At 61.6% G+C, this 15,449-nt stretch carries 16 protein-coding genes; 6 read left to right on the forward strand and 10 right to left on the reverse strand.

What is annotated here, in order from left to right:
* Positions 1 to 96: 96 nt before the first annotated feature.
* Positions 97 to 1,053, forward strand: coding sequence for a hypothetical protein (locus tag MJ602_RS16490; protein ID WP_243021837.1), 957 nt, complete (start codon positions 97 to 99; stop codon positions 1,051 to 1,053).
* 27 nt (positions 1,054 to 1,080) lie between these two features.
* Positions 1,081 to 2,085, forward strand: a complete 1,005-nt coding sequence (locus MJ602_RS16495; RefSeq protein WP_243021838.1) for a dienelactone hydrolase family protein — start codon at positions 1,081 to 1,083, stop codon at positions 2,083 to 2,085.
* A gap of 324 nt (positions 2,086 to 2,409) precedes the next feature.
* On the opposite strand, the gene MJ602_RS16500 is transcribed toward MJ602_RS16495, so the two are convergent.
* A complete protein-coding gene (locus tag MJ602_RS16500) occupies positions 2,410 to 3,267 on the reverse strand; it encodes a hypothetical protein (RefSeq protein ID WP_243021839.1) in 858 nt (285 codons plus the stop codon).
* Between the two features lie 245 nt (positions 3,268 to 3,512).
* On the opposite strand from MJ602_RS16500, the gene MJ602_RS16505 reads away from it, so the two are divergent.
* Positions 3,513 to 5,201: a long-chain fatty acid--CoA ligase gene (locus tag MJ602_RS16505; RefSeq protein WP_243021840.1), complete on the forward strand. Its 1,689-nt coding sequence runs from the start codon at positions 3,513 to 3,515 to the stop codon at positions 5,199 to 5,201.
* A gap of 86 nt (positions 5,202 to 5,287) precedes the next feature.
* Here the strand turns inward: MJ602_RS16505 and MJ602_RS16510 are convergent, their stop codons facing one another.
* Positions 5,288 to 5,650, reverse strand: a complete 363-nt coding sequence (locus MJ602_RS16510; protein ID WP_243021841.1) for a PilZ domain-containing protein — start codon at positions 5,648 to 5,650, stop codon at positions 5,288 to 5,290.
* A gap of 227 nt (positions 5,651 to 5,877) precedes the next feature.
* Here MJ602_RS16510 and MJ602_RS16515 point away from each other — a divergent pair, with 227 nt between their 5' ends.
* A complete protein-coding gene (locus MJ602_RS16515) occupies positions 5,878 to 6,315 on the forward strand; it encodes a universal stress protein (RefSeq protein ID WP_243021842.1) in 438 nt (145 codons plus the stop codon).
* Positions 6,316 to 6,505: 190 nt separating this feature from the next.
* Here MJ602_RS16515 and MJ602_RS16520 read toward each other — a convergent pair whose 3' ends face one another.
* The gene (locus tag MJ602_RS16520; RefSeq protein WP_243021843.1) at positions 6,506 to 7,264 is read right to left on the reverse strand and encodes an SDR family NAD(P)-dependent oxidoreductase; all 759 of its coding nucleotides are present in this window, start codon (positions 7,262 to 7,264) and stop codon (positions 6,506 to 6,508) included.
* 144 nt (positions 7,265 to 7,408) lie between these two features.
* Between MJ602_RS16520 and MJ602_RS16525 the strand changes: the two genes are divergently transcribed.
* Together MJ602_RS16525 and MJ602_RS16530 are read left to right on the forward strand one after the other, a co-directional pair.
* Entirely contained in the window at positions 7,409 to 8,590 is a 1,182-nt protein-coding gene (locus MJ602_RS16525; protein WP_243021844.1) for an S-methyl thiohydantoin desulfurase domain-containing protein, read from the forward strand.
* A 15-nt stretch (positions 8,591 to 8,605) separates the two neighbouring features.
* Positions 8,606 to 9,592, forward strand: a complete 987-nt coding sequence (locus MJ602_RS16530; RefSeq protein WP_243021845.1) for a sensor domain-containing diguanylate cyclase — start codon at positions 8,606 to 8,608, stop codon at positions 9,590 to 9,592.
* Positions 9,593 to 9,597: 5 nt separating this feature from the next.
* Here MJ602_RS16530 and MJ602_RS16535 read toward each other — a convergent pair whose 3' ends face one another.
* From MJ602_RS16535 to MJ602_RS16560, 7 genes are all read right to left on the reverse strand, one after another.
* The gene (locus tag MJ602_RS16535) at positions 9,598 to 10,278 is read right to left on the reverse strand and encodes an RluA family pseudouridine synthase (RefSeq protein WP_243021846.1); all 681 of its coding nucleotides are present in this window, start codon (positions 10,276 to 10,278) and stop codon (positions 9,598 to 9,600) included.
* A complete protein-coding gene (locus MJ602_RS16540; RefSeq protein WP_423246722.1) occupies positions 10,265 to 12,409 on the reverse strand; it encodes a PAS domain-containing hybrid sensor histidine kinase/response regulator in 2,145 nt (714 codons plus the stop codon). The genes MJ602_RS16535 and MJ602_RS16540 overlap by 14 nt, the downstream gene beginning before the upstream one ends.
* A 70-nt stretch (positions 12,410 to 12,479) precedes the next feature.
* The gene (locus tag MJ602_RS16545; protein ID WP_243021847.1) at positions 12,480 to 12,881 is read right to left on the reverse strand and encodes an FKBP-type peptidyl-prolyl cis-trans isomerase; all 402 of its coding nucleotides are present in this window, start codon (positions 12,879 to 12,881) and stop codon (positions 12,480 to 12,482) included.
* A gap of 400 nt (positions 12,882 to 13,281) precedes the next feature.
* Entirely contained in the window at positions 13,282 to 14,070 is a 789-nt protein-coding gene (locus tag MJ602_RS16550) for a hypothetical protein (protein ID WP_243021848.1), read from the reverse strand.
* A gap of 28 nt (positions 14,071 to 14,098) precedes the next feature.
* Positions 14,099 to 14,191 carry a DUF1010 domain-containing protein gene (locus MJ602_RS16855; RefSeq protein ID WP_423246723.1) on the reverse strand — a complete coding sequence of 31 codons (93 nt, stop codon included), beginning with the start codon at positions 14,189 to 14,191 and terminating at the stop codon, positions 14,099 to 14,101.
* Positions 14,181 to 14,567, reverse strand: coding sequence for a hypothetical protein (locus MJ602_RS16555; RefSeq protein ID WP_243021849.1), 387 nt, complete (start codon positions 14,565 to 14,567; stop codon positions 14,181 to 14,183). Before MJ602_RS16555 ends, MJ602_RS16855 begins: the two co-directional genes overlap by 11 nt.
* A 141-nt stretch (positions 14,568 to 14,708) precedes the next feature.
* The gene (locus tag MJ602_RS16560) at positions 14,709 to 15,266 is read right to left on the reverse strand and encodes an ankyrin repeat domain-containing protein (protein ID WP_243021850.1); all 558 of its coding nucleotides are present in this window, start codon (positions 15,264 to 15,266) and stop codon (positions 14,709 to 14,711) included.
* Between the last annotated feature and the right edge of the window lie 183 nt (positions 15,267 to 15,449).

Below are 15,449 nucleotides of genomic sequence, written 5' to 3' on the forward strand. Positions count from 1 at the left end.
CGGGGAGAACTTCGGTGACTTGTTCATAGCTCCATCTTCTCAAGTGTTGGAGCCTCCTCAAAACCCGGGGCGGTTCACCCTGAGCGCCAGCGCAGCGTGCAGATCACGAGCAAGAACACCAAAGTCACGGTGGAGTCCATCACCACGGCTCGCAGTGATGAATCGACGGCGAAGAAGACCTGCTCAGCGGTCCTGACGGCTGTGATGCCGCAAGACGCCATCCCTACCGACCAACGGATGCTCAATCATTTGCGCGGCACGTATGAGCCTCAAGGCGCCGCGTTGGAGGGCAATACGGTTAAGGGCAATGTGACCTACACCGTCCAACGTACCGAAGACAGCAAGGAGATACTGGTCAAGCTCACTGGACACTTGGCATTCATGGGGCTGTTCCACGATCTGGCGATGCTCCGGGTGTTCGACAAGAGCGAAGCGGAGATTGCAAAGATTGCCGGTGAAGCTCCGCCAGCAGCCGAGGCCAAGCCAGCGGAGCCGACTCCAGCTGTTTCACCAGTGGCCCAGCCTGCGCCAGCTGCAGCTGTATCAGCGCCTGCGAACACAGCACCCGCTGCAGCGCCAGTCACTCCGCCAGCCAACGTGACGGTTGCTGCTCCGGCTGTGACCGTCCCGCATCTCTGCACGGCTGCTGAGACCCCGATCTTTGCGTGTTCCACCGGGAAGAAGCGCGTCTCGGTTTGTACGGGGCGCAGTGATGGCAATGAGCAGTTGGCATATCGGATAGCACCGCTGGAAGGCGCAGTGGAGATGGAATATCCGAGCGCTGGAACTGGCGCGGCTTCAGCTTTCCAACGTGGCTCACAGCTTGGTCAAGATGGCACGGCAGTGAACTTCCTGTCATTCGACAGGGGCAACTATCGCTATGTCGTTTATGCCGGTGACGGTGAAAATGGACGCAAGGGAGTGTTGGTGGAGAAGGGCGGCAAACGCATTGCTGATCTGCGTTGCCAGAGTGACGCCATGTCTCGCTTCGATCCTGCTCTGCTTCAAAAGATGGGGCTGAGCCTAGACAGCCGGGGGCTGCCACTGCAGTGAGCACCTATGTTGGAATCAAAACAGAAAATGAAAAATCGACCTCGCACCGCTTTCTGCTCGCTTCTTGGTGCCGCAGTGCTGTTCATGGCATCGACCTCATCCTGGGCAGCCTCAGACGATGTGATTCCCGTTGAAAAGTACCAGCCGCCCATCATGGAGCAGTATCCACCGGCATCGTCCCATGGTTGGAACATGGAACGACCGCTGGTGAACAATGGGCTCAACCTGTTCTCCGCCAACGTTCCGTCTTATGACGGCAAGGGCATGCTGTTCTCTAGCTGGACAGCACAGAACGGTCGAGTGTTCGAGCGTCCCACCATCATCATTGTCCATGGTGGTCATGGTGTGGCACCCGGCAACCTGGACACCGCAGTGTGGGCCAAGCGCAACCTCGACGCCAACATTCTGATTCTCGATTCGTATTGGTCACGGGGGCGTACGGAAAACTGGCTCAGTTGGACTCGCTTTGGGGCCAACATGCGAGTTCTTGATCTGATCGCTGCTGCTCGGTTCACGCGATCCGAAGGTGCTGATCCCAAGAAGACGTTCGTGATTGGCGACAGCCAAGGCGGATGGACGGTGCTGCGTGCGTTCACAAACCACAACCTCAGAAGCGAAATCACATCATTGTTGGCTGGAGGTGTGTCTCTTTACCCCAACTGCTATGTCAAAGAGTCCATTTTTGGTCGTGCGCCCAGCGGCAGTACGGATCGTGAAGACGCTCCTCCGCTGGGCAACTATGTGGCACCTGTGATTGCGTTTACTGGTAGTGCAGATACCGCCACACCGCTGTCTCAGTGCAACGTGGACAAAGTATTCAAGGGCGTCGAGAAGTGGACGAAATTTGAGGGCGCTACGCACGCATGGGACTCGCCAACCCGAGGTGTCGGTCGTCGGGCGGAAGATAACGTGTGCACTCGGGCGCTCAACAAGTACAACCCATTCCCCATCTGCAGCAGCAACAAGTTCACGGACATTACGCGGAGCGATATTCTGGATTTTGTTGAGAGACATTTGCCCAAAGCGCAATGACCCGGCGCAAGTTCGCACGGCTGTAGGGGGAATGCCACGCAAAGCGATGCCGTGGTTGCGGACGTACTCAAATCCATGGGAGTTCAATGAACAACCAAATGCCGTCAAATTTGCTGTATGTTCGGACGGGGCAGGGTGCCGTTGGGTTTTTCTGGACTACACCCAAATCGACAAAAAACTATGACGGTAAAGCTGACGGTATGGACGACCTTGGACGAATCACTCGTTCTATCTCAATTGGTGCAACACGGAACGAAGAAGTCCAAGCTTTCGTTCCGGTTGACAATTGAGTGGGAGTGAACCTGTGGAACGGTGAAGAGGGCTTTACGCCTCTTCGCCGGTGATGGGGTCGTAGCTTCGGCCATCGAAGTCGATGATTCTCCCGGTGGCTGAGTCGTATTTTGCGAGCCGGTAGGTTCCGGCTCCCTTGCCATCGATTCCAATGAAATCCGCTTGAGCGTAGGCGACTCGGTTGTTGCTGGCCACCGCGCCATCTGCAGTCCATCGATGGTTGGTGAGCCAGTCTGGGTCGTTAATGCCTTCTGCGCTGCCTTCCAATCTCTTTTTCAGCAGCGTGGGATCCATGCTGAATCCCTCTGCCATAAGCAAGTTGCCCACATTCTTCTTGTAGTAGCTTGCGGTGCTGGCGTCCATCGTTGACAGATCGGTCTTTACCAAGCTTGAGCCGTCAGTGGGGTACTTGGACAAGTTTCCACTCCGAATGGACTCGTAATCGACGGCGTACTGTGGATTGTTCTTGAAGAACATGTAGCGCTTGAAAGCGCCCTCATCGCCTCCCCAAAGGGACAACCCCATCGCACGGATGTAATCCGGTGCTTTGTAGTCCTCTGCAAAGGTATTGCCGAGTCCTTTTTCCCAGTTTTTGAATTCCTGGAAATTTTCAAAGGGAGCAGTGACTTCGGCCGTAGGTTCAGGCGCTGATGTGTTTTCTGCTTTGGTGGCAGATGTGGATACCGTTGGAGCTTTTGACGGAGTTGATTCTGCTGCAGCCATCTTGTTGCTTGTTGGGGTCAGCGCTGCCAGGTTTTGCTGCAAAGCTTCAAAGAAGGATTGGCCCTCTGCCCCGCTGTTTTGTACGGAACGTTCAGCGGTTTTGTTGGCTACAGAACTGCTGGTGCCCAAGGAGTGCAGCATGGAGGTGGCTTGGGATATATCGAACATTTCCGGCTCCTTGATCAGCGGGTTTCAGCGAGACGCGATACCGGGGAATTGAGTGTTGCATCCCACCAGTCCGTGTGCCGATGGTCGCTGGTTCAGGTGGGTGTGAATCGGTGAATGAGTCATGGAAAGCAAGCCCTCATCGGCGGATTGCTGCGTTGACACCCAAGTGACATCCCACAGGTGAAAACCCCCGATGGCCGGGTTCGGGGGCTCCATAGACTGCGAAAGCAGCAAAGGAGTTGTCCATGAATTCGCATCACCGCTTCTGGCCTCGCAGGCTTCCTCATGCCATCGTTCCTCCGCAGACCTCGCTGTGGGACAACCTGGCTATCAGCGCACGGCGCTATCCCGACAAGGCAGCGCTGGTGTTTTTTGGGCGCAGCGTCAGCTATCGGGCGCTGGAGATGGCGGCGCAGCGCATGGCCGCGTTTCTGCATCGGCTGGGTGTGCGCAAGGGGGACAGGGTGCTGCTGTGCATGCAGAACTGTCCGCAACTGGTGCTGGCCCACTTTGCGATCTTGCGGGCCAATGCGGTGGTGGTGCCGGTCAACCCCATGAACCGTGCCGAGGAGCTCAAGCACTACATCACCGATCCCCAGGCGCTGGTGGCCATCACCACAGCAGATTTGGCGCCTGAGCTGGCCAAGGCCAGCAACGCACTGGCATCCGCCCAGCGCCTTCGGCACTTGCTGGTCACCGAGTTCACAGAGGCTTTTGATGCAGATGCTGCGGGTGTCGATGCACCGCCTGCGTCCTGGAACGATTGGCTGTGTACCTGCCATGGACTGCCGGAACTGGAGGGCGGCGAGGTGCATGGCTGGCAGCAGGCCTTGGCGTGCTCAGACCCTGTGCCAGATCTTCTGGTGGGCCCCGATGACCTGGCGGTGCTGCCCTACACCAGCGGCACCACGGGGCTTCCCAAGGGATGCATGCACCCACATCGCACGCTGATGCACAACGCCGTGGCCAGCAGTCTGTGGGGCAATGCGACGTCCGAGAACGTGACCCTTGCCGTGGTGCCCATGTTCCACATCACTGGCATGGTCAGCATGATGCACGCCACCATTTACAGCGGCGGCACACTGGTCATCATGCCGCGCTGGGATCGCGAACTGGCAGGGCGGTTGATTTCGCGCTGGAAGGTCACCTCCTGGACCAACATTCCCACCATGGTCATCGATTTGATGGCCAGCCCAAACTTTGCGCAATTCGACCTCTCCAGCCTCAACTACATTGGTGGAGGCGGTGCTGCCATGCCCCAGGCCGTGGCCCAGCGCCTGCTGGACCAGTTTGGCCTGCGCTATGCCGAAGGCTATGGTCTGACCGAGACCGCTGCACCGTCGCACAGCAACCCGCCGGACCAGCCCAAACAGCAATGCCTGGGTATTCCCTTCATGGGCACCGATGCGCGTGTGGTCGATCCCGACACCCTGCAAGAGATGCCCGTGGGCGAGCAGGGTGAGATCCTGATCCACGGCCCCCAGGTGTTTGATGGCTATTGGAGCCGTCCCGAGGCCACCGAAGCTGTGTTCGTGGAGTTGGACGGCAAGCGCTTCTTTCGCACCGGAGACCTGGGCAAGGTGGATGCGGACGGTTACTTCTTTATCACCGACCGCCTCAAACGCATGATCAACGCCTCAGGCTTCAAGGTCTGGCCCGCAGAGGTGGAATCGCTGATGTTCCGGCACCCGGCCATCCAGGAGGCCTGTGTCATCTCCACCAAGGATGACTACCGTGGCGAAAGCGTGAAGGCGGTGGTCGTGCTGCGGCCAGACCATGCGCACACCACCGAGCAGGAAATCATCTCCTGGTGCCGCGAGAACATGGCGGTGTACAAGGTGCCGCGCACCGTGCAGTTTGTGAATGCACTGCCAAAAAGCGGCAGCGGCAAGGTCATGTGGCGTTTGTTGCAGGAACAGGAAGCGGTACGCTGACACGATGGGCCGCGACACGCACAGGGCCGTCATGGCAACGCAATGCAGTGCAGGCGGCTTGCGGCTCCAAGCGCAAGGCGAAATGATCAAGTGGTCGTGAGCTCGGCCAGGTCGCGGTCGAGCAGATGGGGAGCACCGAGCTGCAGCTCGATCAGTCGGCGCAGATGCGTCACGCTGTCGAGGTCGATCGAGTGGCACAGCAGGCCAGCGCAGCGCCCCTCCACATGCGCCACCTCGGTGGACATGGCAATGTGGTCGTGGGTGCTGGTGAGGGGCACCACCAGTTGGCACAGTGCGCCGGGCTGCAGATCCACCCCGGGCGACAACACCACCAGCGCACCCTTGAGCGAGAGGTCCAGCACATGCACACTGAAGCAGCCGTCGCCGGTGGTCAGTTGGGCGGGGGCATCAAAGGTGACGCGGATGAAATGGCGACGTTCGTGGGGCATGGCGCTTTACCCGTGGGTGATGGATCAACTGTTGCATGCTACACCCGAGCAGGCCGATGGGTGCTGGGGTTTTCGCGTGCTTCATGGCTTGGCACGCGGCCCCATGAATCTGCCTTCTAAACGCTTGTCGTGGGGAGGGCAGGCGCTACACTGGGGTTCAAGCCACCGCACTCTGGTGTCAAGCACGGTCAGGTGTGCGGTGCCGATCAACGTTCAAGGAGAAACACATGTTCAAGCACATTCTGGTTCCTGTCGATGGTTCGCCCACTTCCATGATGGCTGTGTCCAAGGCTGCTGGACTTGCCAAGGCCTTTGGCAGTGCCGTGACCATTTTGTACGTGATTGATCCGTACCCCTTTACGGGCGTAGGCGCCGATTTTGCCTATGGCCAGGCACAGTACCTCAGCGCCGCCACGGCGGAGGCCAATTCCGCGCTGGACGCCGCCAAGAAGGCCATGCTGGACGCCGGTGTCGACGCTTCCACAGTGGTGGGCGAGGGCCATGCCGTGCAAGAAGGCATTTCCCGTGCGCAGGAGACCACTGGTGCCGACCTGATCGTCATGGGCTCGCATGGCCGTCGGGGGATCGAGAAGCTGGTGCTGGGCAGCGTCACCCAGCGCGTGCTGGGCGTTGTGCACATCCCCGTGCTGGTGGTGCGCGACTGATCGTCACGCCGACGAGCTCCGGTCCCTTGGGGCGGGCATCCAATACAAAAGCAAAGGCCCCGCAATGCGGGGCCTTTGTGTTTGGGAAACCAAGCGAAAATAAAAGGTCAAAATGGTCTCGGGCGCTTGATGGTAAAGCGCAATTAGCTATAAAAACAATAGCAATCGACGGGTTGGGGCGTGGCGGTCTTCAGGCCTCGCGCACATCGGCCACGGGCTGGGTGCCAAAGTCGGGGCGCTCCAGCCAGGCCAGCACGCGGGCCGCCGCATCGGGTGCGCTGCTGAGCATGCCGCTGCTTTGCAGTTGGGCAAAGTTCTGCACATCCGGAAAGGCCTCCGGCGCCGCGGAACGCAGCTGCACCTGCATGTCGGTGTCGATGACGCCGGGCGCCAGCGAGCACACCTTGGCGCCCTGCGGCTTGCGGGCTTCGTCCAGCGCCATGCAGCGGGTGAAATGGTCCATGCCCGCCTTGGCGGCGCAATAGGCGGCCTGCGACGCCATGGGCCGCCGCCCCAGGCCGGAGGAGATGTTCAGCACCTTGCGCGGAACGCCCCAGTCCTCGGTAGCACCCAGAACGGCTGCGCACAGCAGCATCGGCGCTTCCAGCCCCACGCGCAGCGCCATGGCCAGGTCTGCCGGAACGCTGGCAGACAGCGGGGCGATGGGGGGGATCACACCCGCGTTGTTGATGAGCGTGGCGCTGGCAAACAGGCCGACTGGAGCCCGTTGCAGCCATGCACGCAGGCGCTCGGCCGCCTGTTCGGGCTGTGCCAGGTCTTGGTCCCACTGCTCCAGGGTGCAGCCCAGGGTGGCGGCTTCCTGGGGCAGCGTGGCGTGGGCGGTGCGCGAGATGCACAGCAGGGTGTGGCCGGGGCGCAGCATCTGCCGCGCCATGGCCAGGCCCATGCCGCGCGAGGCGCCTGTCAGGATGGTGAGGTGTTGGGGCATGGCCGGATGTTATCTGCCCTGTGGGGAAGGTGAGCATGCGGGTTTTACTGAGCCTGGGGCCTACCAAATGTCGGTTAGCCTTGGCAGCCTGGCAGCACAGTGATACAACGCAACGCCGCACCGGCCATCACCGGAGGGAGCGCCATGGGCATTCATGCATACGGGCTGGAAGATTTCGAGGCCATCGCCGCGGGCGCAGCCGTGCTGGCCAGCGGTGGTGGCGGCAGCTACGGCGATGCTCGGGCCATCCTCCAGGAGCTGGGGCAGCAGGGGTGGGGTGGCACCGTCCAGGTGCGCGACTATGACGGCGTGACCAATGCCTGTGTGCTGGCCATCATGGGATCGCCCGATGCGGCCGACCGCCTGACGCTGGCGGCCGTAGAGAACTCCATCCGCAACTCCGTTCGGTTGCTGGAGGTCGGTACCGGCGCCGCGCTGGGGTGTTTCATCCCGGTGGAGATCGGCCCGATCAACTCCCTGGTGCCCCTGATTGGCGCGGTCATGTCGCAAGGCGCGGTCTGGGTGGTGGACGGTGACGGCGCAGGGCGTGCGGTACCACAGTTGCCCCAAACCACTTTCACGGGCACCCCGCTGCTGGCGCCTTGCCCGTGTGCCTTGGCCAGCGATGCCGCTGAACCCCGTGCCGTGGAGTCGGCGCTGCTCCATGCCCCTACAGCGGCCCAGGTGGAGTCCTTGGCAGGCGGCGTGGTGGGGGGCTTTGGCGGGTATTCGGGGATTGCCATGTGGCCTTCCAATGCGGGCAATGGCCATGCCCTGACAGGCAGCTACATCACCGGAACCCTGGAGCAGGTGCGCGCCCTGGGGCGTTTTCTGCTGGCGGCGTCCAGCCCGCCGCCGACATCCGAAGTGGCGGCGATGATTTCCCTGGTCACTGGCCGCGCGGCCAGCGCTGTCGTGACCAACTTCTACATGACTGCGGTGACGCAGTCCACGTCCAGCGCATCGCTTGACTCGGGCATCATCCGGCTGGACAACACCATCGATCCCGAGCACAGCACGCAGACGCACTACCTCTACAACCTGAACGAGAACCTCATCATGTATTCGGCGGCAAGCACCATGCCGGACGTCGTCGCACCCGACTCCATTTGCTACTACTCAGAGAGCACGGGGCGGGGCTTTTCCAATGCCAGCGACGACCTGTCGGAGTACTTCAACGCTGCCACGGGCAAGAGCACAGGCAAGACGGTCAGCGTCATCCAGGTGCGTGCGGCCGAGAAGCTGTGCGGCACCCCTGGCGTGCTGGCTTCGTTTGCGGCGCTGCTGCGCAACCTGGGGTATGCGGGGGCGCTGCCTTCGGCTTGAGAACAGGTTCTGGCCATGAGCGACGCAGACCTGAACAAGGAACGGCTGGAGCTGGCCCTGGAGGCGGCAGGCCTGGACCTGTGGGAGAACAACCTTCTGACCGGTGAGGTGACACGCAAGGCCAGCAAGACCTTCGAGGAGCTGGGCTTCACCGAGGAGGAGATCGTCGCCGACGTGCAGGGCATTTACGGCCTGTTTCACCCGGACGACCTGCCACGGGTGCAGAAGGCGGTGGAGGACCATCTCTCGGGCCGCACGGCCCAGTACCGGTGCGAGTTCCGGCTGCGCTCCAAGCAGGGTGAATGGATCTGGTTTGCCAACTACGGCCGCATCATGGACGGCAGGAGTGCATCGCCTGGCAAGCGGCTGATCGGCGTGACCTTCAATATCGACGACCGCAAGCGCCAGGAGGACGAGATCGCCCAGATCAACCGCCAACTGGTCGAGCAGAACGCCTTGCTGCAGCAGCTCAACACCACGCTGCGCCTGCTCGCTGCCAACGACTCGCTGACGGGTCTGTCCAACCGGCGCACCCTCATGGAGCTGGGCGAGAGCGAATGCCGGCGCGCCGAGCGCTTCGGGCACCCGCTGTCCGTCATGGTGGTGGACATCGACCTGTTCAAGAACGTCAACGATGTCTGGGGGCACCTCGCGGGCGACCGTGTGATCTGCGCGGTGGCCGATGCCTGCGCTGCGCGCACACGCGCCGGGATCGACACGGTGGCACGTTTCGGCGGTGAGGAATTCGTGCTGGTGCTGCCGGAAACGGACAGCGCCAGCGCATTGCACCTGGCGGAGTCGTTGCGCCATGTGGTGGCATCGCAGGCGGTGGTGGTCAACGACGAGGGCGCAACCACATCGGTCACCGTCAGCATCGGTGTGGCCACGCTGGTCTGGGGGATGGGTCTGACGTTCGAGCAGTTGGTCAACAAGGCCGACAAGGCGCTCTACCGGGCCAAGGAGACGGGGCGCAACAACGTGCAGTGTTGCGCTGACATGTAACGCCGTCAGAACGTCGTAGGCAAGGTGAACTCCACCCACTGACCCGTGCCAGGGTGTTCAAACGCCAGCCACTGCGCGTGCAGCAGCAGGCGCAGTGCGCGGGCTTGCACGCACCTGTCGGCGTACAGCGCATCGCCCAGGATGGGGTGGCCCAGGGCCGCCAGGTGTACGCGCAACTGGTGGGTGCGGCCGGTCAGGGGTTCGAGCTCCACCCGGCTGCTGTCGGTGGCAGCGTCGTAGCCCAGCGAGCGCCAGCGCGTCTGGCTGGGCTTGCCCCGATGGGGGTCGATGGTGCGCAGCGGGCGGCGTTCCCAGTCGGCGGCGATGGGCAGGTCGATGGTGGACCATGCACCATCCGGGGCTTGCGCCAGGGCGCCAGCCACCACGGCGAGGTAGCGTTTGTGCACCTGGCGCAGCTCAAACGCACGGCCCAGGCGTCGTTGCGCCTCGGTGTTGCGGGCCATGAGCACCAGGCCAGAAGTGGCTTGGTCCAGCCGGTGCACCACCAGCGCATCAGCCCACTGTGCTTGTGCGCGGCGGCTCAGGCAGTCTTCCTTGTCGGGCCCGCGCCCCGGCACGCACAGCAGTCCGGGCGGCTTGGCCAGCACCAGCAGGTGCGAATCTTCATGCAGGCATTGCAGTCCAGTGGCAGCGCCGGGGGCGCGGTCCGGTTCACTCTGCGGCATGGATCAGCCGGTCCACGGTGTCGCACAGTTCCTGCACATCGTTGGGTTTGTGGATCAGGGCGCGAGCGCCTGCGGCCAGGGCCGCCTGCTCGATCTCTGCCGTGACATAGCCCGACGCCAGGGCCACCGACAGGTCGGGCCTGACTTCGCGCACCGCCTGCAGCAGCTCCACACCGCTGTAGCCGGGCATGTTGTAGTCGGTTACCAGCAGGTGCACGTCTTGCGGCGCCGCGCGCAGGGCCTGCAGGGCGGCCAGCGGATCGGTGTAGCCGCTGGTGCGGTAGCCTCGGCGGCGCAACAGGCGCTCCACCAGAAAGACCAGGGCCTGGTCATCGTCCACGTACATCACATGCTGCTGCGCCGGAGGCGCCAGCGGTGCGGTGACCGCAGGGGCAGGTTCCGTTGCGGTCGGTGCTGCGGCACCCTCGGCCTGGGCCGGGAAATACAGCGTGAAGCAACTGCCCTGGCCGGGCGTGCTGTGCACATCCACGGCCCCTGCGTGGGTGCGCATCACGCCATGCACCACCGCCAGCCCCAGGCCCGTGCCCTGGCCCACAGGCTTGGTGGTGAAAAAGGGTTCGAACACGCGCTGCAGAGTGGCCGCGTCCATGCCGGGGCCGTTGTCGTGCACGCTGATGGCCACGTAGTCGCCTGCAGGCAGGCCCAGGCGGTCGCACAGCGCCGTGTCAGGGCGCAGGGGCAGGGCGTCCACGCGCACCGTGCCCTTGGCGGTGCCGATGGCATGGATGGCGTTGGTGCACAGGTTCAACAAGGCCTGCTCCACCTGGGTGGCATCGGCCAGCACCGTGGGCAGGTGGGGCGCAATGTGGATCTGCAAGGCCACGGTGGGCGGCATCGTCACGCGCAGCAGGCGCTCGGTGTCGTGCAGGGCTTCGGCCAGGTCCACGGCGTTCAGGCGTGGCGGCTCGTTGCGGCTGAAGGTGAGGATCTGGCGCACCAGATCGCGTGCCCGGCGCCCAGCCTTCTGGATTTCGCGCAGGCTCACCATGGCGCCGGACTCGGGCGTGCAGTCGGCCATGGCCAGCTCCACGTTGCCCAGAATGGCGCCCAGGATGTTGTTGAAGTCGTGCGCAATGCCCCCGGCCATGGTGCCCACGGCCTGCATCTTGTGTGACTCGCGCAGCTGCGCCTCCAGCTCGGTGCGCTGGGCCTCGGCACGCTTGCGGCTGGTCAGGTCGCGGGCAAACACGGTGGTGCTCAGGCCATCGGCATGGTGCTCGAAAGACACGCTCACCTCCACCGAAAGCTCCTTGCCCGCAGCGGTGCGCGCCGTCATCTCGCCCAGCACCGCCTGGGTGGTGAGCTGGCCAAAACCCAGCGCCTGCGCCGCGTCGGGCAGAAAACGCTCGAGCCTGCTGCCCAGTGCATCGCTGGCGCTGCACTGGAACAGCACCGCTGCCGTGGGGTTGAACACGGTGATGCGCTGGTGCTGGTCCACGCACACGATGGCGTCCAGCGCCGAATTGATGACTGCTTCCAGGCGCTTCTCGCTGGCGCGCAGTTGCTCGTTGCGCTCCTGCAGCGCGCTGCGCTCGGCCAGCAGCGGGCCCTGGTCGATGACGGCGCACAGGTACTGGTGCTGTGGGGTCTCGCCCTCGTGCCCCAGCGTGATGAAAGCAATGTGCAGGTCACCCGTGATGCGCACCTGCTCGCCCTGGGCAAATACCACCTCGGTGGCCAGGGCCTGGCCCTGTTGGCGCGCCTCGGCAAAGGCCAGGCGCACGCGCTCGGCATCGTGCGCCGACACAAAAGGCATCAGCGCGGTCAGGGGGCGATCGCGCTCCGTGGGCTGGAACGAGCGGTGTGCCATGGCATTGGCCTGCACCACCATGTCGTGCTCGTCCAGCACCATCAGCGACAGGGGCACGCTGGCAAACAGCGCCTCAAAGCGCTCGGAGGCGCGCTCTGCCGAGGCTTGGCTGTACTGCAAGACCTTGTTCTGCGCCTCCAGCTCCATCTGGTAAGCGCGCAGTTCGGCAATCAAGGCGGCCAGGGGGGCTTCGTCGGGCGTCGATGTGACCGCCTGGGCCTGCAGGGCCAGAGCCTGGCCCTCCGGCAGGGAGCCGGGGGACTGTGTCTGCAGCAGAAAGGACAGATCGGGAAGGGCCATGGACTGCGCGCAAGTGTAAGCCCGCCAGGGCCGCCCAGGCGGCTGTGTGGGCGTGCAAGCCCCTGGCGATTCAGCGCCGAACGGACAGCAGCTCGACCTCGAAGTTCAGCGTGGCGTTGGGCGGGATCACGCCGCCCGCGCCGCGCTCGCCGTAGGCAATGGCGGGTGGGCAGGTCAGCTTGGCCTTGCCACCGGGCTTCATGCGCTGCACGCCCTCGGTCCAGCAGGGGATCACGCGGTTGAGCGGAAACTCGGTGGGTTCGCCGCGCTTGTAGGAGCTGTCGAACTCCTTGCCGTCGAGCAGGGTGCCTTTGTAGTGGACCTTGACGGTGTCGGTGGCTTTGGGCGCATCGCCCGTGCCCTCCTTGAGGGACTCATACACCAGACCGCTGGCCGTGGTCACAGGGGCCGACTGCGCCAGCGCCACAGGGGCCAGGGCCAGCGAAGAAAGCAGGGCGAACAGAACGCGCATGAAGAAAGCTCCGGAAAAAACAAAGGCCCGATGGTAGGGCCTGTGGGGAGCGCAGGGGAGACAGCGGCAGGTCGGCAGTGCTGCCCAAGGCAACTCAACGCTTCCAAAACGATAGCTGCTGGCGCTTGCTGTACAAGGGCTAGAGGGCAAAAAGACCAAAAACCGACGAAAAGCCACCAGGCGAAGCCCAGAGGAACGGCAAACCCAGCGCTGCACAGCGCTTGAAAAATGGAATGCCGTTTGAAAAAGCATAGCCTTGAATAAAGCTGTTTTTCTGCGGTGCTAACGCTCGCGGTAAGCCGCGCCGGAGCACGAAGTGCGGAGGGCATCCACAAGCAGAGCTTGTGGGCGTCGGCTTGGCCAAATGGTTAGGCTGGTAGCAAATGTTAGAGCGGCGATACTACTCATGCGTGACATTTTCAATGTGTTTTTCTATCTCATTTGCTATTCTGCCAACGGCGAGCCACACCGTGTTATCCGGCTCATAGGGCATAGGGGACAAAATTTTCGTGTCGACAGGTTCTAGCCCGGAAAGAATGCTCCTTCTTTCATCCCTGGGGATGATCGCGACATGCCCAAACGGTCGATAGAAGGATTTCGAAAATGTCAACGTTCTGTTGCTGCCATTGATATGCTCTGGCAAGTCTGCTGGCGAGGTGACTCTCCAGTCCATGATCGAAAAAACAGGGTCAATGCTTTTCTCGAGCTCCTTAAATCCTACGAGAACCAACAGCGCAAAGCTTTTGCTAGGCAGAGCTAGTGAAAAGACAGATCCGATAGGTGCAGTTGTGCGAAGCTTCTTTGGCTTTGGTGTTGAAGCCTTAACGGCTTTTTCTTCAGGCTGAGGGGTGCCGAGGCGATTTTCCAGATTTCTTAGAGTTCTACGCCTTGATGCTGCACTTTTGGGGGCGTCACGTTCCCAAATAAAGGCATCCCCACCTGATTTGAGTAGTGATAGAGCCCTGTCTTTTAATGCTTCGTTAAGGCGCCCATACCGCCATGCTGTGTCTGCCAAAGCAAAGTACACGAGGCAGGCAATTTCGGTTTTCTCTAGGAGATCGCCATAGCGATCTAGAATCTTTTGAGCGGACGCTTCTGAGGAGAGTCCGTGCTTCAAGTTTTGCACATAGTCGTCTCGGACATCACATGTCGTGTCGTCGGAGTAAAGGCCCGTTCCCCAAGCACCCATTGCAGTTCCTGCCTTTGTTTAATGCGGCCTAACGCCGAAAGTGAGCCGCCCGCCGTAGGCGGTTCGGCTTGACTGCACAGTTAGACCCAGACGCCAAAACGGGAAACCTGTTAGCGCCCATTGCTCGGATTCACATTGATTGCTGACATCAGAAGATATACTGCAGAAGTTGCGACGATGAAAGGTGGGGCAACGAAACCGATGAAGAAAAATGCAGCGGGAACACAAAGCAACAGCGCAATACCCGTCTTCTTCAATATCTTCCACACCTCAATCCCGTAAGCGATCGCCCTCGTATCCTTCGATTTTTTGCAAACCCAGGCAAGTATCAGAAGGAGCAGCAAGTAAAGTGGGCCAGCGAACATCGCTTCAGAACGACCGGAGGCCATGGGGTTCCCGGCACTTCCAACGTTCGCCAAGCCCGCGTAGCCCCAAAAAAAGACTGCCGCCAATGCTGCACCGAAGACGGACGAGGACATTCGAAGGGCGATTGACATGAGCGCTAACGCCCAAGGTAAGCGGCGCCGGAAGGAGCGCAGCGAGTGGAGGGCACCAACAAGGCCCATAAAAATGGCGAAGCCATGGACCTTGTTGGCGTCCGCTTGGCCGACCAGTTAGGCGCGACTTGTGTAAGCACTTTATGCCTTACGAGAAAGCATTGACTCGCCGTCCATGCCGCATGGTGGGTTGAACGTCCCGTGCCAACCCACCAAGACACGATCAAGGGAGTCTGTGAAGTACGGTGAGCCCTTGGTAATTCTGACCAGTCCCCCGCCATAGGCGACGAACAGTTCAGTGCTGGCTCTTGCTTCTGTTGCCTCGCTCCACCGGTTGCTGCTCGGCAGAACGTCGGGGTCAATCGGCGGTTCCCATAGCGTGTTTCTGCCGATAGATGCGTTCCTAAGGAAGGTGGCAAGTTCGTGATGCCCCTTCTGCGCGGCAATTTCTGCTGGAGTAAGAGAGTCATGGGTCTGTGCCTCGGTCGATGCACCAAGGCCAATCAACGCACGACATGCTTGTTCATTGCCAAAGTAGGCAGCCTGATGAAGAAAGCTCCACGACGAACCAGGCTTTGAATAGCGACTACAGCGTTTAGCGAGGACAGTGGAGTTCTCCCATTCAGATAGAAGGCGATCCCATTCCCCGGACTTCGCCGCTTGATATGCCTTTTCAATCACGCTTTGTAGTTCGCTCATGTTTGCCTAGATGTAGTTTTTGAGTGGCCTAACGGCCCAGATAAGCCGCCCGCCGTAGGCGGGTCGGCTTGAGTGATGGGATGGACTCCCCCGTTTGTTTGCGCGAAATTGGCGCACTGGGAGGGTGTACAGAATTTTGTGTAAACGGACAATCCACCGCCGGCGCAAGCCGGCCTGTCCGTA

Source organism: Simplicispira sedimenti (genome assembly GCF_022760965.1).
Taxonomy (GTDB): Bacteria; Pseudomonadota; Gammaproteobacteria; order Burkholderiales; family Burkholderiaceae_C; genus Simplicispira; species Simplicispira sedimenti.